Annotated in this window: 14 protein-coding genes; 6 read left to right on the top strand and 8 right to left on the bottom strand. The window is 71.6% G+C overall.

Annotated elements, in window-relative coordinates; translation table 11 throughout:
• Nucleotides 1-2 precede the first annotated feature (2 nt).
• Genes ACLJQM_RS20640 through ACLJQM_RS20625 form a run of 4 tightly spaced genes read right to left on the bottom strand, consistent with a single transcriptional unit; the run spans nt 3 to nt 6084 of the window.
• A complete protein-coding gene (locus tag ACLJQM_RS20640; RefSeq protein ID WP_410632415.1) occupies nt 3-2981 on the bottom strand; it encodes a glycosyl hydrolase 115 family protein in 2979 nt (992 codons plus the stop codon).
• Between the two features lie 15 nt (nt 2982-2996).
• Nucleotides 2997-3821 (bottom strand): carbohydrate ABC transporter permease, encoded by an 825-nt coding sequence (locus ACLJQM_RS20635; RefSeq protein ID WP_360769046.1) that lies wholly within the window; start codon nt 3819-3821, stop codon nt 2997-2999.
• Entirely contained in the window at nt 3821-4792 is a 972-nt protein-coding gene (locus tag ACLJQM_RS20630) for a carbohydrate ABC transporter permease (protein ID WP_410632414.1), read from the bottom strand. The genes ACLJQM_RS20635 and ACLJQM_RS20630 overlap by 1 nt, the downstream gene beginning before the upstream one ends.
• Nucleotides 4789-6084, bottom strand: a complete 1296-nt coding sequence (locus tag ACLJQM_RS20625) for an extracellular solute-binding protein (protein ID WP_360769052.1) — start codon at nt 6082-6084, stop codon at nt 4789-4791. Before ACLJQM_RS20625 ends, ACLJQM_RS20630 begins: the two co-directional genes overlap by 4 nt.
• Nucleotides 6085-6235: 151 nt before the next feature.
• Between ACLJQM_RS20625 and ACLJQM_RS20620 the strand changes: the two genes are divergently transcribed.
• The 6 genes from ACLJQM_RS20620 (at nt 6236) to ACLJQM_RS20595 (ending at nt 14434) form a co-directional block, all read left to right on the top strand.
• Nucleotides 6236-7240: a LacI family DNA-binding transcriptional regulator gene (locus tag ACLJQM_RS20620; RefSeq protein WP_410632413.1), complete on the top strand. Its 1005-nt coding sequence runs from the start codon at nt 6236-6238 to the stop codon at nt 7238-7240.
• 77 nt (nt 7241-7317) lie between these two features.
• On the top strand, nt 7318-9615 hold the full coding sequence (locus ACLJQM_RS20615) for a beta-glucosidase family protein (RefSeq protein ID WP_360769058.1): 2298 nt from the start codon (nt 7318-7320) through the stop codon (nt 9613-9615).
• Nucleotides 9612-10835 (top strand): SGNH/GDSL hydrolase family protein, encoded by a 1224-nt coding sequence (locus ACLJQM_RS20610; protein WP_410632412.1) that lies wholly within the window; start codon nt 9612-9614, stop codon nt 10833-10835. The genes ACLJQM_RS20615 and ACLJQM_RS20610 overlap by 4 nt, the downstream gene beginning before the upstream one ends.
• A gap of 237 nt (nt 10836-11072) precedes the next feature.
• Nucleotides 11073-11915, top strand: coding sequence for an Asp23/Gls24 family envelope stress response protein (locus ACLJQM_RS20605; protein WP_410632411.1), 843 nt, complete (start codon nt 11073-11075; stop codon nt 11913-11915).
• Between the two features lie 217 nt (nt 11916-12132).
• Nucleotides 12133-13815, top strand: a complete 1683-nt coding sequence (locus ACLJQM_RS20600; RefSeq protein WP_410632410.1) for a ubiquitin activation protein — start codon at nt 12133-12135, stop codon at nt 13813-13815.
• Between the two features lie 70 nt (nt 13816-13885).
• On the top strand, nt 13886-14434 hold the full coding sequence (locus ACLJQM_RS20595) for a hypothetical protein (RefSeq protein WP_410632409.1): 549 nt from the start codon (nt 13886-13888) through the stop codon (nt 14432-14434).
• On the opposite strand, the gene ACLJQM_RS20590 is transcribed toward ACLJQM_RS20595, so the two are convergent.
• From ACLJQM_RS20590 to ACLJQM_RS20575, 4 genes are all read right to left on the bottom strand, one after another.
• The gene (locus tag ACLJQM_RS20590; protein WP_410632408.1) at nt 14431-14991 is read right to left on the bottom strand and encodes a dihydrofolate reductase family protein; all 561 of its coding nucleotides are present in this window, start codon (nt 14989-14991) and stop codon (nt 14431-14433) included. The two genes, ACLJQM_RS20595 and ACLJQM_RS20590, sit on opposite strands and share 4 nt — an antisense overlap.
• A gap of 67 nt (nt 14992-15058) precedes the next feature.
• Nucleotides 15059-18121 carry an ATP-binding protein gene (locus tag ACLJQM_RS20585; RefSeq protein ID WP_410632407.1) on the bottom strand — a complete coding sequence of 1021 codons (3063 nt, stop codon included), beginning with the start codon at nt 18119-18121 and terminating at the stop codon, nt 15059-15061.
• Nucleotides 18121-18774, bottom strand: a complete 654-nt coding sequence (locus ACLJQM_RS20580; protein WP_410632406.1) for a hypothetical protein — start codon at nt 18772-18774, stop codon at nt 18121-18123. The genes ACLJQM_RS20585 and ACLJQM_RS20580 overlap by 1 nt, the downstream gene beginning before the upstream one ends.
• Nucleotides 18771-20387, bottom strand: a complete 1617-nt coding sequence (locus ACLJQM_RS20575; protein ID WP_410632405.1) for a KGGVGR-motif variant AAA ATPase — start codon at nt 20385-20387, stop codon at nt 18771-18773. The genes ACLJQM_RS20580 and ACLJQM_RS20575 overlap by 4 nt, the downstream gene beginning before the upstream one ends.
• Between the last annotated feature and the right edge of the window lie 2 nt (nt 20388-20389).

Here is a 20389-nt window from a genome sequence, read left to right as displayed (position 1 = left end):
GCTCATCCCGGCCACCGCATGCTCTCCGGCGGCCCCAGGTAGCTCGGCCGCAGCCCGCCGGTGTCCACCACCAGCTTCTGCAGCACCACCGCCGGGTCCACCATCCAGAACTTCAGCACGTGCGGGCCCGCCGCCCCCACCACGTGGCCCGTCGACGTCAGGTTCACGTTGTCCGACGTCGTCCGCTCCCACTGCCGGTTCATCGACGTGTCGTCCGCGCCCGTGGCCTTCGTGATGTTCACGACCTGCGGCTCCGCGTCGTCGAACGAGACCGCGTAGCGCAGCCCGTCCCCCGCCAGCACGTTGTTGCGTGGCGAAAGGTACGCCCACACCGTGACCGGGCCCGCCGTGAACAGCGTCATCCGGTACTCCAGCCGCGGGCCCGCTCCCGGGTTCCGGCTCGCCGACGTCACCGGGAACGGCGTCATCCCCAGGTCCGGGACGCGCCGCCACGACGTCCCCTCGACAGCGACGTTCGCGCTGCAGTGCGGGGCTTCCACCGACACGTACCCGCCCGCTTCGACGAACCCGCGCCGCCACGGCGCCGGCAGGTCGCGGTGCCGCACCACCGCGTCCACCACCACCGACGAACCGGCGCCGGACACCGTGATCGGCACCGTCGTCGTCCCGCGGGGCGCTCGGGCCCAGTCGATCCGCACCGTCATCCGCAGCTCCTCCTCCACCCGCCCGCCGCGCGGCTCGACCCGCACCCACGGCGCGCCCGGGGTGACCGTGCAGCGGAACGGCGTCCGGCCGCGGTTGAAGACGTCGATGTACTGCGCCGGCGCGCTTTGCCACGGGCTGAACTCCGGCAGCGCCGGCCGGCCGGCCGCTCCCGGCCACGCCTCGGCGGCCCCGTCGACCGCGACCCCCAGCGAAGCCGCGGCGGGGACGTCGAGGCGGCGCACCGCCGGGAAGATCACGTCCGGCAGGGCCACGTTGTTCAGCTCCGGCTGCTGCCACGGCGCGTTCGGGCCGTACCGCTCGACGTCGCCGTAGTCGATGTGCGGCTGGGTCTGGAAGCCCTTCCACTTCCCGCCCGCGACGCCGGTGTTGTACTTCTCCGCCAGCGCCAGGTCGTCGGCGAACCGCGCCTCGGTGACGGCGGCGAGCCCGTTCGCCGAAGCCCGCCCCTGGGTCACGTACAGCAGGTTGGTGAACTCCGCGCGCCGCAGCGCGTACAGGTTCGCCGAGGCCTGGACTTCGTACAGCACCAGTTCGTAGAAGGCGTCCCGGTAGGCCGCGGGCACCCGCGGGGAAAGGCGGGCCGCCCGCGCCCCCAGGTCCTGCCACTCCGCCGTGACCCGGTCCAGCTCGCCGTAGTTCACCAGGCTGAACGGCGTCGCCTGGTCGTCGTAGGTGATCGTGCCGTCTGCGGCCAGGGTGATCCGCCGGTTCAGCAGCTCCGGCTTCCGCCGCGACTGCAGCCGCCCGTAGTCGTGCAGCACCCCGGCGATCTCGCCCGCCAGCGCGGGGCCGAAGTTGAGCGCGGCGAACTCGCGCTCCCAGGTGGACAGTCGTTCGGCCGGCCACGCCGCGGGGTTCCAGGCGTAGTCGAGGAAGAACTGCAGCGGCAGCTCGTTGCCCTTCATGTCCCCGACGTTCGCCACCCACAGCCGGTCGTTCCCGTAGGCGGTGGCCTGGTTCAGCTGCTCCCACGTGTTCGCGATCAGCGCGGTGTCGACCCACTTGTAGTTGCGCCCGCCGCCGACGTAGTCGAAGTGGTAGTAGAGCCCGTACCCGCCCGGGTGCGGCGGCAGCGAGAGGTCCGGGTGCTTGCGGATGTTGCCCCAGTTGTCGTCGGTGAACACGACGATGACGTCGTCCGGCGGCCGCAGGCCCTTGACCCAGTACCGCTGGACCTCCTTGTAGAGCGTCCACACCTGCGGGACGTCGGTGCTCAGCTCGCGCGCGAGGATGTCCCGCTCGGCCGCGAGGATCTCCGCCATCAGCTCGATGCCGTCGCCGTCGGGCAGGCTGACGTCGCCGTTGCCGCGCATGCCGAGCGTGACGACGCCTTCGAAGCCCTCGCGGGCCATCCGGCGGATGCCGTCGGTCCAGTAGGCCTTGATCGCTTCGCCGTTGCGGCGGAAGCTCCACTCCCCCGTGCCGCCGTAGGGGTCGTGCCCGGGGGTCGCGTGCCGGTTCCACTCCTCGATGCCGCGCATCATCGGTGCCTCGTGCGAGGTACCCATGACGACGCCGTACTCCTTGGCCGTCGCGTGGTTGAGCGGGTCGTCCTCGGCGAACGCCCGCCCCCACACCGCCGGCCACAGGTAGTTGGCGCGCAGCCGCAGCATGGTTTCGAACACCTTCGCGTAGAAGAGGTGGTTGAAACCGTTGGGGAAGCCCGGTGCGTGGCCCGGCCCGAAGTACTCCGGAGCCCAGGTGCCGAGCGCCGGGTTCTCGTCGTTGACGAAGAACCCGCGGTACTTGACGTACGGGGTGCCCAAGCTGAAGCGCTCGCCCGGGAGGTGCAGCTCGGCCTGCCGCCGCGGCGGGACGTCGGCCCACCAGTACCACGGCGAAACACCGATCCGCCGCGAAACCTCGTAGACGCCGTAGATCACACCGCGCTGATCGCTGCCGGTGAGCACGAGCCGCCCGTCGACGACCTGGCTCAGCGACGTCTCCCACTTCCCGGCGATGTCCCGGACGTCCAGGCGCCCGGCCCGCACCAGGTCGTCGACCAGCGGGCTGTGCCCGAGGGTGCCGACCAGCACCACGGGCCCGTGCTCCGGCACCACATCGGACACGGCCGGGCGGACGCCCGTGACGCGTTCGACGTCGGCGGCCAGGTCCCCGGCGACCCGGCGGACCCCCGGCAGATCGCCGGGGGCGACCACGATCGTCGCGGCCTTTCCCCGCGACACCAACGGGAATCCGGTCCCGGCTTCGGCGAGTCCCGGCAGGGCGGCCGAACCGGCCCCGGCCAGCGCGAGCAACTGCAGAAAGGTACGGCGGTGGACCTCGGACGGCACGGGAGACCTCCTGAGTCAGCCCTTCACGGATCCGGTCAGCCCGCCGACGATGCGCCGTTCGGCGAGCACGAAGAACGCGAGCGCCGGGATCATCGACAGCGCGGTGAACGCGAGCACGCGGGCGGTGTCCTGGGAGTACTGCGACTGGAACGTCGCGACGCCGAGCGGGAGCGTGAAGTGCGCGGAGTCGTTGAACACGAGCAGCGGCAGCAGGTAGGCGTTCCAGCTGGTGACGAAGGCGAGCACGCCGACCGTGGTCAGCGCGGGTGTCGACAGCGGCAGCAGGATCCGCCAGAAGAAGCCCAGCCGGCTGGCTCCGTCGAGCACGGCCGCGTCCTCGATCTCACCCGGGATGGCGTGCATGAACGGCCGCAGGATCACGATCGTCACCGGCAGCGAGAACGCCGCCTCCGGGATCGCCACGCCCCAGAAGCTCTCGAGCATGCCCAGCTGGCGCAGCCACAGGTACAACGGCAGCGTCGCCACGGTAAGCGGGAACAGCAGGCCGAGGGTGAACAGGGTGTACAGGCCTTCGCGGCCCTTGAACTGGTACCGCGACAGCGCGTACCCGGCCATCGAGCCCAGGCCGACGGCGACCGCGGTGGCGATCACGGCGATCAGCGCGCTGTTGCCGAGGAACGTCCAGAACGCGCTCGAGCCGAGGACCGAGGCGTAGTTGTCCGAGATCCACGGGCCGGGCAGCCCGGCCGGGTCGTTGTTGAGCTGGGCGTTGCTGCGGAACCCGCCGAGCACGACGAACAGCAGCGGCACGACGGTCACCCCGAGCACGACGATCGCCGCGAGGTAGCCCACCGACAGGCCGAACCGGCGTGAACGCATCAGCCCACCATCCTCGTCAGGGCACCCTGGGTGTCGCGGCGGAGCGCGAACCGCTGGTACAGCAGGGCGAACACGAAGCAGATGACGAACAGGATCACCGCCACCGCGGAACCGAACCCGAATTCGTAGCGCTTGAAGCCGTGGTCGACCAGGTAGGTCGCCATCGTCGTCGACGCGTTCGCCGGACCGCCCGTCGTCATGATCCAGGCGACGTCGAACAGCTGGAGCGAGCCGATCACCGAGAGGAAGATCCAGATCCGGATGGTCGGCCCGAGCAGCGGCAGCACGACGTGACGGGTCGTCTGCCAGGCCGACGCGCCGTCGAGCGCGGCGGCTTCGCGCAGCTCCGCGGGCACGCCTTGCAGGCCGGCCAGCAGCAGGATGATGCCGAAGCCGATGTACTTCCAGGTGATCACCGCGAACAGCGTGTAGAGCACGATGCCCGGGTCGGCCAGCCAGTTGTGGATCAGGCCGCCGAGCCCGGCGCCCTTGAGCACCTGGTCGGCGAAGCCGTTGGGCTGCAGCATGAGCACCCAGATCACCGCGGTGATCGCCTCGGACAGCACGTACGGCGCGAACACCAGTGCGCGCAGCACCGCCCGGCCGCGCAGCTTCCGGTTGAGCAGCATCGCCAGCCCGATCGACAGCGGCAGCTGAACCACGATCGACAGTCCCGCGATGATCAGGTTGTGCACGATGGCGCTCTGGAACACCGACCCGCTGAAGGCGTCGGCGTAGTTGTCGAAACCGATGAACTTGTCGAGCGGGCCGAAGCCGTTCCACTTGAACAGGCTGTAGAAGGCCGCGATCCCGATCGGCACCAGGACGAACCCCGCGAACAGCAGCAGGGCGGGCCCGAGCAGGAGCGCCAGCTCGAGCCGTTTGCCGAGACCGGACCGCTTCGCGCGGCGGCCCGGAGCCGGTGCGGACGGCCGGTTCGCCGTCCGCACCGGCTTCGTCGCCGTGGTCACTTGTTGCCCGCCGCGGCCTGGTTGACGGCGGCCACGATGCCTTCGGGGGTGCCCTGGCCGGCGAACATGTTCGCCACCGCGTCGTTCAGCGCGGCGCCGACCGCGGTCGGGAACGCCCGGTCGAAGTACATCTGCAGGTACGGCGCCTTCGTGCCGTAGTCGTAGACGGCCTTCAGCGTGTCGGTCTTCAGCGCCTTCGCGGCGACGGTGTTGACGGGCAGGCCGGCTCCCTGCGCGGCGAGCTGCGTCTGCACCGGCTCGCTGCCCAGGTACTGCAGGAAGTCCGCGCACGCCTTCGACGCGCGGGTGGTGCAGGCGAACCCGTCACCGCCGCCGAGCACCGCCGCCGGGTCGCCCTGCCCGCCCGTCACGGCCGGGAACGGGAACCAGCCGACCTTCGAATCCAGCTGCTTGTCGTCGGTCAGCGCCGACATCGTGCCGGGCTCCCAGTCGCCCTGCAGTTCCATCGCGGCCTTGCCGTTGGCGACCAGGCCGGCCGAGCTGCCCGCGCCCTGCTGGGCGGGCGTGCCCGCGAACCCGGTCTGGAACGGTTGTGTGGCCAGGAAGTTCTTCAGGTCCTGCCCGGCCTTCGTCCAGCACGGGTCTTCGAGCTTGACCGCCTTCACCGACTGCTTGAGCACGTCGACCGAGCACTCGCGGATCGCGAAGTAGTTGAAGTAGAAGGCGTCCGGCCAGCGGTCCTTACCGCCGACCGAGATCGGCGCGATGTTCTTGGCCTTCAGCTGCGTGACCGCGGCGTTCAGCTCGTCCATCGTCTTCGGCGGGGTGGTGATCCCCGCCTGCTGGAAGAGGTCCTTGCGGTACCAGAAGCCGACGAAGTGCTGTTCGAACGGCACGCCGTACTGCTTGCCGTCGACCTGCCAGTTCTCCCCGAACTTGCCGGTGGTCTGGGTGATCCACGGCTTCGTGGCGTCGGTGATGTCGGCGACCTTGCCCGAGGTGATCTGCGAGGCCAGGTCTCCGGCGCCCCAGGACTGGTAGACGTCCGGCGGCTCGGCCCCCTGCAGCGCGAGCGGGACCTTCGTCGGGAAGTCCTCGTTCTGCAGCGGCTGGGCCTTGATCGTGACGTCCGGGTGCGCCTGGTGGTAGTCGGCGACGACCTTCTCCCAGATCGACTTGATCGGATCGGTGGTGCCGTTGTGCCACCAGGTGAGGGTGACCGGCCCGCTCGGCTGCGCGGGCGCGTCGCTCCCCCCGCTGCACGCCGAAAGGGCGAGCGGGAGGACGGCTGCCAAGGCCGCGAGAACGGGGATTCTGTGCTTCGCGAACATCGTGGGTCCACTCCTGACGACTTCGGCCGAGTTGGACGGGGCGCGACTGCGCCCGGGTTGGCGAAGAGTTTGCTCCGGGGCAAATCGGATGTCAATCGTTGTCGATAACGTTTTACATGGCTAGTCTGAGCCGATGCAGCCCAGTTCCAGGGTGACCATCCGTGACGTCGCGGCCCGCGCCGGCGTCTCGGTGGCCACGGTTTCCAAAGTCATCAACGAGCGCTACGGCGTCTCCGCCGCGACGCTCGCGCGTGTCCGAGCGGTGATCGACGAGCTGGGCTACGAGGCGAGCCTCGTGGCGCAGAGCCTGAGAAACCACCGGACGAACGTCATCGGCATCCTGGTCGCCGACCTCGAACCGTTCTCGACCGAGCTGCTCAAGGGAGCCGCGGACGCCATCCGCGGCAGCGGTTTCGAGCTCGTCGTCTACTCCGCGGGCGGACGCACCGGCGACCCGGCCGGCTGGGAGAAGCGCTACCTCTCCCGCCTGTCCGGCACCCTCGTCGACGGCGCCGTGCTGGTCACGCCCGCCGTTTCGCTGGAAGCCGTGCCCGGCACGCCGGTCGTCGCGGTCGACCCGCACACCGGCCCGTCGCACCTGCCGACCATCGACTCCGACAACCTCCGCGGCGCGCAGCTCGCCACCGAGCACCTCCTGGAACTCGGGCACCGCCGGATCGCGTTCCTCTCCGGCCGCCCCGACCTCGAATCGGCGACACTGCGCAAGGCGGGCTACCTGCGGGCGCTGGAAGCCGCGGGCGTGCCGGCCGACGAGAACCTGGTCCGGATCGGCGCCTACGACCCGGAGGTCTCCGCGGCCTCCGCGCACGACCTGCTGACCGGGCCGGACCGGCCGACCGCGGTGTTCGCCGCGAACGACATCTCGGCCATCGCGACCGTCGGCGCGGCCCGCGAGCTGGGGCTTTCGGTGCCCGACGACCTTTCCGTCGTGGGCTTCGACAACGTCCCCGAGTCCGCGCTCTGCAGCCCGCCACTGACCACTGTGGACCAGCCGATCCGCGAGATGGGCCACCGGGCGATCAGCATGCTCATCGCGCTGATCAACGGCGACGCGGTCGAGCGCACCCACGTCACCCTCGACACCGGCCTCGTGGTGCGGCACTCGACCCGGGCCCTCTCCCCACCTCACCTGTGACATCCGGGGCTTCGCCCCGGGCCGGGGGCTCCGCCACCCGGAACCCCCGAAGAATCTCTCATGAAGGGCGGAAAGCCTTGACCACGCAGCCCACCACGGCGCCGGAGCCGTGGCGCGACGCCACAGCCGACCCGGGCGAGCGCGTCCGCGCGCTGATGGCCCGCATGAGCCTCCGCGAAAAGCTCGCCCAGCTCTACGGCGTGTGGGTCGGCATCGACTCCGGTGGCGAGATGGCCCCGCACCAGCACGACTTCGTCGACCCGTCGGTCGACTTCGACGACCTGGTCCGCCACGGCATCGGGCAGCTGACCCGGGTGTTCGGCACCCGCCCGGTCGACCCGGTGATCGGCGCGCACAGCCTGGCGCGAACCCAGCGGCAGATCGTGTCCAGCAGCCGGTTCGGGATCCCCGCCGTGGTGCACGAGGAATGCCTGACCGGGCTGGCCGCGTGGCAGGCCACGATCTACCCGGCCCCGCTGTCGTGGGGTGCGACGTTCGACCCGGACCTCGTGCGGCGGATGGCGGCGCGGATCGGCGCGACGATGCGCGGGCTCGGCGTGCACCAGGGGCTCGCGCCGGTTCTCGACGTCGCCCGGGACCTGCGCTGGGGCCGCGTCGAAGAGACCATCGGCGAAGACCCGTACCTGGTCGGCACGATCGGCAGCGCGTACGTCGCCGGCCTCGAGTCGGCCGGTATCGTCGCGACGCTGAAGCACTTCGTCGGCTACTCCGCCTCGCGGGCCGGGCGCAACCTGGCGCCGGTTTCCGCCGGGCCGCGCGAAATCGCGGACGTCCTGCTCCCGCCGTTCGAGCTGGCGCTGCGGGCGGGCGCGCGGTCGGTGATGAACGCCTACACCGACACCGACGGCCTCCCGGCCGCCGCCGACGCGGAGCTGCTGACCGGGCTCCTGCGCGACACCTACGGTTTCGACGGCACGGTCGTCGCCGACTACTTCTCCGTGGCGTTCCTGCACCGGCTGCACGGCGTCGCGGCCGACCGCGGCGACGCGGCCGGGCAGGCGCTGGCCGCCGGGATCGACGTGGAACTGCCGACCATGGACTGCTACGGCGAGCCGCTGCTCGCCGCGGTGGAAGGGGGCGCGGTCGACGCCGCCGTCGTCGACCGCGCCCTCGAACGCGTGCTGCGGCAGAAGTGCGAGCTGGGCCTGCTCGACGCGGACTGGGCGCCCGAGTTCCCGGAGGAGATCGACCTCGACGACGCCGGCTCCCGGGCGATGGCGCGCGAGGTGGCCGAGAAGTCGATCGTGCTGCTGCACAACGACGGGACGCTGCCGCTGGCCCCCGGCGCGAAGCTCGCCGTCGTCGGGCCGCGCGCGGACGCGGCGGGCGCGATGCTCGGCTGCTACTCGTTCCCGCTGCACGTCGGCGTGCACCACCCCGACGTCCCGTTCGGTGTCTCGGTGCCGACGGTGGTGGAAGCGCTGCGCTCCGCCCACGACGTCACCTACGCCCTCGGCTGCCCGGTCACCGGCGGGGACGACGAAGGGATCGCGGAGGCCGTGTCGGCGTGCACGGACGCGGCGGTGTGCGTGGCCGTGCTGGGCGACCGGGCCGGGCTGTTCGGCGGCGGCACGTCCGGCGAAGGCTGCGACGCGCCCGACCTGCGGCTGCCCGGCCGGCAGGAGGAACTGCTGGACGCGTTGCTGGACACGGGCAAGCCGGTCGTCCTGGTGCTGCTTTCGGGCCGGCCGTACGAGCTTTCGCGTCAGCTGCCGCGGCTGGCCGCGGTGGTGTGCGGGTTCTACCCCGGCGAAGAAGGCGCGCCCGCGCTGGCGGACGTCCTCAGTGGACGGATCGACCCGGCCGGCCGGCTGCCGGTGAGCTTCCCGGCGGCCGGCGCGAGCCAGCCGTCGACCTACCTGGCGGCACCGCTCGGCCGGCGCAGCGAGGTGAGCACGGTCGACCCCACTCCCCTGTTCCCCTTCGGCCACGGGCTTTCCTACGCCCCGGCGACCTGGGTGGACGTCAGCGCGACGGGTTCGCTCTGGCCGACCGACGGCGTCTGCCGGGTCCGGGTGACGCTGCGCAACGACCACGACCGCGAGACCTCCGAAGTCGTCCAGGTGTACCTGCACGACCCGGTCGCCGAGGTGGCGCGACCCGAGCGGCAGCTGATCGCGGCGCGCCGGGTCACCGTGGCCCCGGGCGCGAGCGTGGTGCTAGACATCGGGCTGCACGCGGACCTGACCTCCTACACCGGGCGCGCCGGGCGCCGCCAGGTCGACCCCGGTGACGTCGAGCTGCGCGTGGGTACGTCGAGCGAGCAGATCGTCGCGACCCTGCACTGCACGCTGACCGGGCCGCGCCGGCACGTCGGCTTCGACCGGGTCCTGACCCCGGAGTTCTCGTTGTGAGACGCACTTCGCTGATCGCCGTGCTGGCGCTGCTTACCGCGTTGTTCGTCGGCGCCTCGGGCCGCCCGCCGTCGTCACACTGGGTGGCGACGTGGACGTCGATGCCGCAGCTGACCGAGCCGGGCAACCTGCCGCCGGCGCCCTACACCGGCACGAACCGGGTGCTGGACAACGCTTCCCTGCGGCAGACGGCGCACGTCACGGCCGGCGGGCCCCGCATCCGCCTGCGGTTCTCGAACGCCTTCGGCGGCGCGCCCCTGCCGCTCACGGCGGTCACGGTGGCGCGGCCGGTCGCGGGGGCCGCCGGGGTTTCGGCGGTCGTCCCGGGCAGCGCGGCACCGGTGACGTTCCACGGCAAGGCGGGCACGGTGGTTCCGGTGGGCGCGCAGGTGGTCTCCGATCCGCTGCCCTTCCCGGTGCGGCCCTTCGAGAACATCGCCGTGACGACGTACCTGGCGCACGGCCAGGCGTCCCTGTCGGTCACTTCGCACCCGGGCTCGCGGACGACGTCGTACCTGGTGCCCGGTGACCAGGTGGCCGCGCCGGAGCTGCCCGGCGCGACTGCCGTGGACCACTGGTACTTCCTCAGCGGCGTCGAAGTGCTGTCCCCGGCCTCGGCGGTGGCGGTGATCGGTGACTCGCTGTCCGACGGCCGCGGCTCGACGACGAACGGCAACGACCGCTGGCCGGACGTGCTGGCCTCGCGGGTCCCATCAGCCGTGCTCAACCAGGCCGCGGGCGGCAACCGCGTGCTGCAGGACGGCCTCGGCCCGAACGTGCTGGCGCGCCTGGACCGCGACCTGCTCGCCCAGAGCGGCGTGTCGTGGGCGATCGTGTTCGAAGGCGTCAACGACCTCGGCACGGCCACCCCGGCCGCCGCCGCGGACGTGGCCGCGCAGCTGATCGACGCCTACGACCAGATCGTGGTCCGCGCCCACGCGGCCGGCATCGAGGTGTACGGAGCGACGCTGACCCCGTTCGGCGGCAACACCGGCTACGACGCACCGGAGCGCGAAGCGGCGCGTCAGCGGGTGAACGCGTGGATCCGCGAGCCCGGCCACTTCGACGCGGTCCTCGACTTCGACCGCGTGGCCCGCGACCCGGCGGTCCCCACGCGCCTGCTGCCGGCCTACGACGTCGGCGACCACCTGCACCTCAATCCCGCCGGATATCGCGCATTGGGTTCGAGCGTTCCCGCGCGCCTATTCCGAACGGACTGAAAGAAATGCCGGCTGGGCGGAAAGTGGACAATTCCTGGACGTCATTTCCGCGCGTCATCACGGATCGCCGAACCGGACCTGACGGACGGTGATCACCCCGGCGAGCGCCGGATATCCGTTGGGACACAAGCGAGTCTCGAAGGTGGGGGCCTGTGCCGCGCGTCACAGGCTTCACCCTATAGTGGCGCCCGTCTGTTCGTCCCCACAGTGAGCCGTCGCTCCCCGGGAAGGGAACCCATGTCCGACGTCATCAACAGCATCTTCGGCCGCCCCAAGAACGAAAACCCCAGCTCCGGCGGGTACGCCTACGGCACCCCCGAGCCCGAACCCGCGGTCGCCGAGGCCCCGGCCGACGGCGCCGAGGACACGGATTCCGCACCCGAGCCCGAAGCCGCCGCGGAAACGGCCGCGGTCGAGACCACCGAGACCGCCGAAGACGACACGGCCGCGACGGACTCCGAAGAGGACAGCGCCGAAGACGACGACACGGCCGCCGTTGCCGAGGATGACACCGACTCCGACGCCACCGAGGACGACACGGCGGCGGACACCGCCGTCACCGACGACGACTCCGAGCCGGCGGCCGAGACGGAAACGACCGAGGAGCCGGTCGCCGAAGCCGAGACCGTCGCCGAAGAAGAGCCGGCCACCGAGCCCGTCGCCGAGGCCGAGCCCGTCGTCGAAACCGAGCCGGTCGCGGAGGTGGAACCGGCCGCCGCGGCGGTCATCGCCGAAGCCGAGACCGTGGTCGCCGAAGCGGCCCCGGCCGAGGTCCGGCCCGCCGCCGGCACCCGCGGCAGCACCACGGTGGCCGACGGCGTGGTCGCGAAGATCGTCACCCGGGTCACCGCCAAGGCCGAAGGCGTGCACAGCGTCGACGAAGACGGCATCAAGATCGAGCTCGCCGACGAGGTCGCCTGGATCACCATCCCGCTGGTGATCGCCTTCGGCCACGCGGTCAAGGCGCTCGGCGAGCAGATCCGGGTCTCCGTGATCGACGCCGTCGAGCAGTACCTGGGCCTCGACGTCGAGGTCGTGGACGTCCACGTCACCGACATCCACTTCCCGGAAGCGGACTGACCGCGGGCGCCCGGTCCCGCGGGACCGGGCGCCCTCTCGGGACGCTCTCCGTCGTACCGCGAGCACCCGCGCCACTCCTTCGAGTGGTGCCCCGATTCCCTCGTGGGTAAAGAATTCCCGACCCGCCGCCGTCGTCGAGCCGGGTGCGGGCCGCGCTGCTAAAGTTCCGCGCTCTGGTCCGGACCACGCCGGCCCGATCTCCGGAAAAAGGCGACACTTGACCCACCTGACCCGCCCCGGCCTGCGCGAGCCCGTGCCGGACACGCCCGACTGGCACGTCACCGCGTTCCTCGCCCCGCGGCCGGGCGACGGCGACCACTCGGCGCTCGACGAAGTCCGCGCCCTGCGCGCCCGCATCGTGGTCGACCACGGCCGGCGCCCCGCGTTCCGCCGCGCGGACGGCACCCAGGCCGACGACCGGAACCTCGATTTCGGCGCCTGGCACTTCCTCGCGCGACGCAGTCCCGGCGGCCCGCCGCTCGGGTACGTCCGGCTGTCCACACCGGACACGGGCGCGTTCTTCCGGTCCCGCGACTTCCTCGGGGACCAGGACTACGAAAAACTCCTGGCGGCCGAGGGGTTCCCCGCCGAGGGCGTGTTCGAGCCCAGCCGGCTCGTCGTCGAGCACGGCGCCCGCCGGCTCGGGCTCGGGCTCCACCTGAACGCGCTGGCCATCGGCGCGGCCCACCACCTCGGCGCGCGGGCGGTGATCGGCACGTCCGGCACGAAGGACGGCCAGGACCGCTTCCACGAGCGCTTCGGCTTCCGGCCCGTCCGCGGCACGCGCCGGTACGTGCCGCAGTACACCGAAGACGTCGTCGTCATGCTCCACCGCGTCGCCGACGGCGGCGGGCAGCACCACGACCTGATCACCCGGCTGCGGGACGAGTTCCCGGTCGTCGCCGGCGCGGGAGCCCGCACCACCCGGGTCACCTCGCGTGGCGCCGCGGCGCCCGACCGCGACACCTTCCGGCCGGTCCTGCACGCCGCGGCCGAACTCGACGCGCTGCTGGCATCCGGTGCCGTCCGCGACATCCACGACACGATCGACGACCAGCTCACCGAGCTGGTCCGCGCCCGCGAACCGGCGTGCCGCGACGCCACCGAGATCGCGCGCGAGAAGCGCGAGCAGCTGGCCGGCACCGAGCCGTGGGAGTACGGCACGTGGGCGTGGTACCCGTGGTCGGGGCGGCTGGTGCACGTCCTGCCCCGCGAGGAGTTCCGCCTGGCCCGCACCGGCCGGAAGCAGTTGTCCGGCCGGCGGATCGGCGTCCTCGGCCGGTCGGACGGCGACAGCGTGGCGCTGACGTTGGCGCGGGAGGGCATCGGCGGCGCGTTCAAGCTGGCCGACTTCGGGCCCTCCGGCCTGAACCGCCTGCGCGGCGGCCTGCACGACATCGGTGTCGACCAGGCGGTGCTGACGGCCCGGCAGCTGACCGAGCTCGACCCGTACCTCGACGTCGAGGTCGAACGGGCCGGACTGAGCCCGGAAACGATCGAGCGGTTCTTCGCCGGCGGGCTCGACCTGCTCGTCGAGGGGTGCGCTACGCCGTGGGCGAAGATCGCGGCCCGCGAGTACGCGCGCGACCTCGGCATCCCGGTCGTGATGGCCACCGGCCGCGGCACGCTCGACGTCGAGCGCTTCGACCGCGAACCCGACCGACCGCTGCTGCACGGCCTGCTCGGCGACGTGAAGTCGGTCGACGTCCTCGAGCTGACCGCGAGTTCCCGGACCGAGCTGCTCCGGACCATCGAGGACGCCGACCGGCCGCAGCCGGCACCGGGTGCCGCGCTCGTCGGCGCGCTGTGCGGCGAGGCGGCCCGCCGCATCCTGCTCGGCCGCCCGTGCGAGTCCGGCCGCTTCCACGCCGACCTCGACGAGCAGCTGCACGGTCCGTAACACGAACGGCGGCACGATCGACCGTAGGTAGACTGCCGTTGCGTTCGGTGACGGATCGGGGAGGCGGCACATGCCCATCGACAAGGTGCGGGTGGATCTGGGCTGGGGCCCGGCGAAACTGTCCGGCGAATGGCGCCCGGACCAGGCCGAACGCGATGCGGCGTGGGAACTGTACGTCGAGCTGGTCACCCGTGTCACGGTGGCCCCGCTGGCTCCGGACCACGGCATCCTGCGTGAGGCGCTCAGCTCGCTGTACCAGCTGTTCGGCGTGACGCGGGAAATCCTGCGCCGGTACGGGCCGTCCGTGGCGAAGCCGCCTCGAAAGGGTGAATACCGCTTCGGCCACCTGGCGATCTGGATGCTGAACGCGGTCCTGCGCCCGGTACTGGCCCGGTGGCACCCGGCGTTGCAAGAGTGGGAGGCGAGCCGTCCCGACGGCACGGCGGTGGTCGTCCACGAGGCAGCGTGGGAGAAGTCGGTGGAGCTGCGCGCGGAACTGGAGCGGCTGCGGCTCGTGCTGCTGCAGTACGCGGAGATCTTCGCCAAGGTCTGCGAAGCGCCGGCGTTGATCGACGCGACGCACGACATCCTCGCGCAGTACGAGGCCGAGCAGTCCTAACGCACGACCTCGTAACGCAGATGCGTGACGTCGCGGTCTTCGAGGCGGCGGACCAGCCGCAGCTCGACCGGGTCCGACTCGCCGAACAGGCGCCGCCCGCCGCCGAGCAGGACCGGGACCAGGTGGATCTCCAGCTCGTCCAGCTCGCCGGCCGCCAGCAGGGCCTGCGCCGCACCCGCGCCGTGCACCATGACCCCGCGGTCGCCGGCCGCCGCGCGGGACTCCTCGGCGCACGCCACCACGTCCGTGAAGTACCGCGCGCTGCCGGGTAGTGCGTCTGCCGGGTCCGCGTGGTGGGTCAGGACGTTGATCGGCACGCCGTCGTGGTGGTCGCCACCCCACCGGCCGGCCAGCTCGAACGTCCGCCGTCCCGAGATCAGCGCGCCGGTCGAACACGCCTCGCGGTAGACCCGGCCGCTGGGTCCGGCACCGTGGCGTTCGTCGAGCCAGTCGAACAGCCGTCCCCCGCCGCGGCCCAGCTCCTGGCCCGGCCGGTCGTCGGGACCGGCGATGTAGCCGTCGAGGGACATGGACATGGACATGTACAGGCGGATCATGGGGTGCTCCTCGGGTCGCGTTCGCTTCACCCCTGCGTCGAACGAACTCCGCCCGGATCGACACGCCTCACTCGTCCCGGGCCCGGGCGATCACCTCTTCCAGCCGCAGCGGGCTCGCCGGGTGGTGGGACAGGCACAGCGGCGTCGCCACCTGGCGGAACCCGAACGCCTCCCCCGCCACGTAGAACTGCGCGCGCTCCAGCCGTGAGATGTCCGCAACCGGACTCCCTTTCGCGCGGGCCAGCTCGTTGGCCGCCGCGATCTGGGCCGGGCTGTTGAGTCGGCCGAAGAACTGCGTCATCGCGTTGCCGACGACCTGGTTGTGCAGCCCCTTCGGCGCCTGCGTGGCGAACAGCAGCCCCAGCCCGTACTTGCGGGCCTGCGACGCGAGCACGATCGTGCTGCGCGTACTCGCCGTGAGGCTCCCCGACGACGCCATCGTCTGGGCTTCGTCCATCACGAACAACGCCCCCAGCGGCCGCTCCCCCGCCGGGTTGCGCTTGATCCAGGCGAACAGCTCCATCTGCAGCTGGTTGACGAAGTTCTGCCGCTGCTCGTCCGCCTGCAGCCCGACGAAGCTGATCACCGAGACGCGGGCCCGCTTGCCGTCCGCGGGAGTCAGCAACACGCCCGGATCCACCGGTTCGCCGCCACCCGCGAAGAGCGGGTCGTTGACCATCGCCGCCTTGAGCACCTCGGCCAGGCCGGCCGCGATGCGCTTGGCGTCGTTGAGGTTGCTGACGTCCTCGGGCAGATCGGTCAGCAGCTCGATCAGCTCGGGCAGGCTTCGCGACCCGGTCTTCGCGTGCTCGACGACCGCCTGCCGCAACACGGCCAGCCCGATGTTGGTCTTCGCGGTACTCCCGGTCAGCCGCGCCTGCGGAGCCAGGGTCGCCACGGCCACCTCGACGGCGGCGGCGAACTCGTCGGAGTCGTCGAGCACGCCGGCGAAGTCCGGCAACGGCTGGAAAGCGAGCGGTCGCCCGGTCGCCCGCCCCGGCGTCCACACGACGACGTCGGTCTCGGCGAGGTACCGCTTCGCGAGCTGGGCGTCGTCGGGCCCCCAGCTCTCCGGCGGCGTCGGCCAGGCGTCGCCGAGCCGGGCGAGGTCGTTGTTGGGATCCAGGACGATCGCGGAGACGCCCAGCAGCGCGCACTCCTCGACGATCCGCCTGAGCAGCACGGTCTTCCCGGACCCGGACCCCGCGAAGACGGCGGCGTGCTTGCGCAGCGCGGAAAGCTCGACCCGCACCGGCTCCCCCGACCCGACGACGGTCCCGAGCGTGATCTCCCCGTCGGCCGGTGGCGGATGGGTCCCTTCGGCAGGCTGCCCCGACGGCTTCTCCGGCAAGACGGCGGACAACAACTCGGACCGGCTCGCGGGCCGTCGGTCGATCAGCCATTCATGCAGTTCCCGGCCACCGTTGGCGAGCATCTTGTCCAGGGCCCAGAAGATCCGGACGTCGGCCGCGCTCGGCGGGATCGTCTTGCCACCCGCGGTCGTGAACTTGTCCACCTCTTCCCGCGTCTTCGCGCCCTTTCCCCAGGCGTCCCGCAGGATCACGAGGTGCCGGTTGTCCGCCCCTTGCCGCTGCCCCGCCGCGGACCGCGCCTTCCGGAACCGGCTCAGCGCGGCCCGCGGATCCCGTGCGGGAATCGCCCGGAAGGCCCAGTGCTCCTGGAGGTCGGCGGCCTCGTCGAGGGTCCGCGTGAGCCAGGCGTGCACCTCACTGCGGGCGTTCTGCCGCTCGCACGACCACTCGAGATCGTCATCCCCGACTTCGGTCACCCAGCACCGAAGGGCGGCGGAAAGGAGATCGGGCATGGCCTTGTCGACGCTCTTCTCGGCGAGCAGCTTCCCGGGATCGGCTTCCGCTTGCAGCTTTTCGAATTCACTGTCGAGCTCTGCGAACCGGTCACTCTCGACGGCCGTGCGCACGGGCGCGACCGGCACCGGGGTCTTCTCGTCGAAGGAAAAGAGCTCCCTGACCTGCCCGCTGCGCAGGCACGCGTCGATGTGCGCGCCGATCCGCTTCAGCAGCTCACGCGGTGTCCACTGCTCCCACGGCTCGTCGAACGCCTCGGGCGCCACGGGCCAGCTCGGATAGGGCGGGGTGAACTCCATGGCCTGGTAGGCGACGCCCAGCCGTTTCTCGACCAGCGCCCGCCCGACTTCGGCGTGGGTGATCCGGCCGAGCATCACCGATTCGCGGAAGCGATCCGGGACGGTTCCCGCCGCCTTGGTCTTGATCTGCTCCCACGTCGACGGCAGGCAAGCCAGCACGGTCAGGGTCTTGTGGGTGACCTCCCGCAGACCCATCAGCCCGTCGGCGATCTGCGCCACGAGCAGGTCGTCCCCGACGCCTTCGCGGAGCATGCCCTGCGTCGACCGCGCGACGAGCGTGTCGAGCTGGTCGACGGCGATCACGACCGGCCCGGTGAGGGCGAGCAGCCGCGTGATTTCCTGGACGAGGACACGGGACGGTTTCGGCCTCGAGTAGATGTTCCACTGCCGGGCTTCCGACGTCAGCTCCGCGTCGCCGTCGAGGAAGTCCTCGCCGATGTACTTGGCGCCGCGGTCCCGGCTGGCGATGAGCACGAGGGCCCGCGCGGTGTCCCCGCATTCGTCGGCGACCATCTCGTCGAGCGAAGCCACCCCGTCGACGAACGCCTCGACGTCCTCCACCGTCAGCCCGCGCCCCCGCCGGATCCTCCCCTCGACCTCGGCGGCGACGTGCGCCCGCAGGCACACGCGCAGCAGGAACCGCTTCAGCTGGGACTCACCCGAATCGTCCGGCCGGGTCAGCCCACGGCGCAGCGCCTCGGCCGTGTTTTCCCAGAACGCCTCGGCGGCGGTGACGTCGTCGAGGAAGAAGTACCCCCGCGCGCGGTGCACCTGACGCCGGACGAGGCCCAGCAAGTGGGTCTTGCCGACCCCCTTCAAGCCGCGCAGGACGAGCCCGATCGGGCTGGGCCCGTCGCTGGTCACCGCATCGCGGATCCCCGTGTCGAGTGCGGCGAGCGCATCGGCGTGCAAGCCCTCGACGTGGTACGGCGAATCCCGCCAGACGTGGTCTGGGGTGTCCGCCCAGTCGAAGCTCAGCGTCGCCAGTGCTTTCAGCTCGTCCATCACGACGCCTCGAACGCGACGAAGTGGTTGTCCTCGCCGCCGATGCGGATCGCCGCTTCGTGGTCGGCCGCGGTGAGCGCCTTGCGGTTGTCCTCCGGGACCAGGTGCACCTCTCCCGCGCGGCTCAGTTCCTTCAGGACGGCATCGACTTCCGCCGCGGGTGCACCCAGCTTCGGCCGCAGGTCGACCAGGCCGACCCAGCCCCGGGGCTCCTTCACGAGCTCGCGGTAGGCGACGCGGATCCGGTCCTCGAGGCTGCCGCCCGACACGGTTGCCACAGCCGGACCGCCTTCGACGCCGGCGAAGACATCGGCAAGCTTGAGCTTCTCGCGCTGCAGGTACTCCGCCAGCCGCCCCAGCATGACGTAAAGCGCTGCGGCCAAGGGACTCTGGCCCCGCTGCGGCGGCGGACCGCCCATCGTCAGTTCCTGATCGCACCACGCCCAGCCGCTCTCGCTCAGCTCGTGCACGAAACTCCGCTTGGGCCCCGTCCGGTCGCTGTCGACGTAGCCGAGCTTGTTCAGCCCCGTGCGTTCGGTGCCCGTGAGGGTGAACCCCACGACCTCCTCCAGCTCCTGGTTGGACACCTCCCGGCCCAGCACCATCAGCGTGAACATCGCCGCGGTCTGCTTCTGTCCCAAGCGGTCCGTCATTCGAGATCCTTCCGGTGCTGCGTCGTGGTTTTCGCGCGGGTTTCGAGGAGGCGCAGGAGCCACTCGATCGCGTGGCGGGTCGGCAGGGGGGCGCCGTCGCGGACGTCGCCGTTCGGGGGGCGGGTGCGGGTGGCCACCGCCAGGTCGGCCGCGAGGTCGTTGGCCCGGGCGTCGTCGCCGGCGCCGATCGCGGCGCGGAGGCCCTCGATCAGCTCGTCGACCAGGTCCCAGCGGGACGGGCGCAGGTGCGCGTCGCGGGCCTGGTGCAGGACTTCGGCGACGTCGACCGCGTCGAGCAGCGGGGTGAAGCCGCGCAGCTGGCCGACCAGGTCGCGGGCCACCTCCGCCGGGCCGCGGGCGCCGAGGCGTAGGTAGCGCAGGTTGCCGACGTAGCCGGGTAAGCCGGCCGCCTCCGTGCCGGACGTCAGGACCGGGATGACCCGGCGGTCCTGGCCGAGCGTCCGGTGCAGGAACAGCTCGACCTCCGCCGACTGCCAGCGGCTCACCTTGCCGTCGACGACCAGGCACAGGTGGCGCGCGTCGTCCGCGGCCCTGGACAGCAGGGAACGGTCGCCCGACAGGGACTTCACGACCCGGACGTCCAGCTTCTCCAGTTCCGCGACCAGCTCGGCCGCCGGTCCCACCGACGAGCGCGGGATGCTGACGCGCAGTTCGTGGGTGAACTCGTGGCGGCTCGCGCGCACCGCCGCGACGTACGCGTCGCGGTTTTCCGCCAGCAGGTCGGTGCGGTCGAAGCGGCACGCGATCACCGCCGCGACCGTCTCCAGCGCGAACCCGATCTGGTCCGCGCTCGGCGTCTTCTCCGACAGCACCGGCAGCTGCTCACCGAAACTCCAGTACGACACGTACGGCAGCGTCAGGTGCCGGGACATCGTTTCCGGCGCGACGCCCTGGTCGAGCCACGTCCGGTACAGCTCGGCCGTCTCCCCGAGGACGATCCGCCGCCACTCCTCCGACCGGCCGTACTCCTCCCGGTTGTCGAAGCGCGACAGGACCGGCAGGACGGTCAGCCGGGACCGGTCGAACGGCAGCAGGTTCCGCGCCGCGTCCGCGCGCCGCGCGAGTTCCATCGCGCCGCGGATGCTCTGCCGGTTCGCGGTGAACAGCAGCACGAGGTGGTCCGGCAGGTGCGCGGTGCAGATGCTGCCGATGTCGGAGATCCCGGTGCGGCTGTCGATGAGGACGAAGTCGTAGTCCGCGGTCCACTGCTCCCGGCACTTCTCGAGGTATTCGCCGAACCCCTCGTCGTACAGGACGTCCCAGTCGATCGCCTGGACCTGGCCGATGTACCCGGGCCCTTCGCTCCCGGCGGCGATGAAGTCGAGCGCGCGGGCGCCCCGCAGCCGCGTGACGTGCGCGCCCGGCGCGAACCGGCCGGCCTGGAAGTCCGCCACGAGGTCCACCACGCCCCCGCGCGGTTTCCCCGGCAGCTGCGGCCGGAAGTAGTCGACGAGCCCGGGCGCTTCGAGGTCCCAGTCCAGGCAGAGCACCCGGTGGCCCCAGCGGGCGAGCAGGACGGCGATGTTGGCCAGCGTGAAGCTGCGGCCGACACCGCCCTTGTAGGAGTAGAAGGTGAACACCGAACCCGGCATCC

This window comes from Amycolatopsis sp. cmx-4-83, from assembly GCF_046548815.1.
Taxonomy (GTDB): domain Bacteria; phylum Actinomycetota; class Actinomycetes; order Mycobacteriales; family Pseudonocardiaceae; genus Amycolatopsis; species Amycolatopsis pretoriensis_A.
This window is presented reverse-complemented; position numbering and strand designations above follow the sequence as displayed.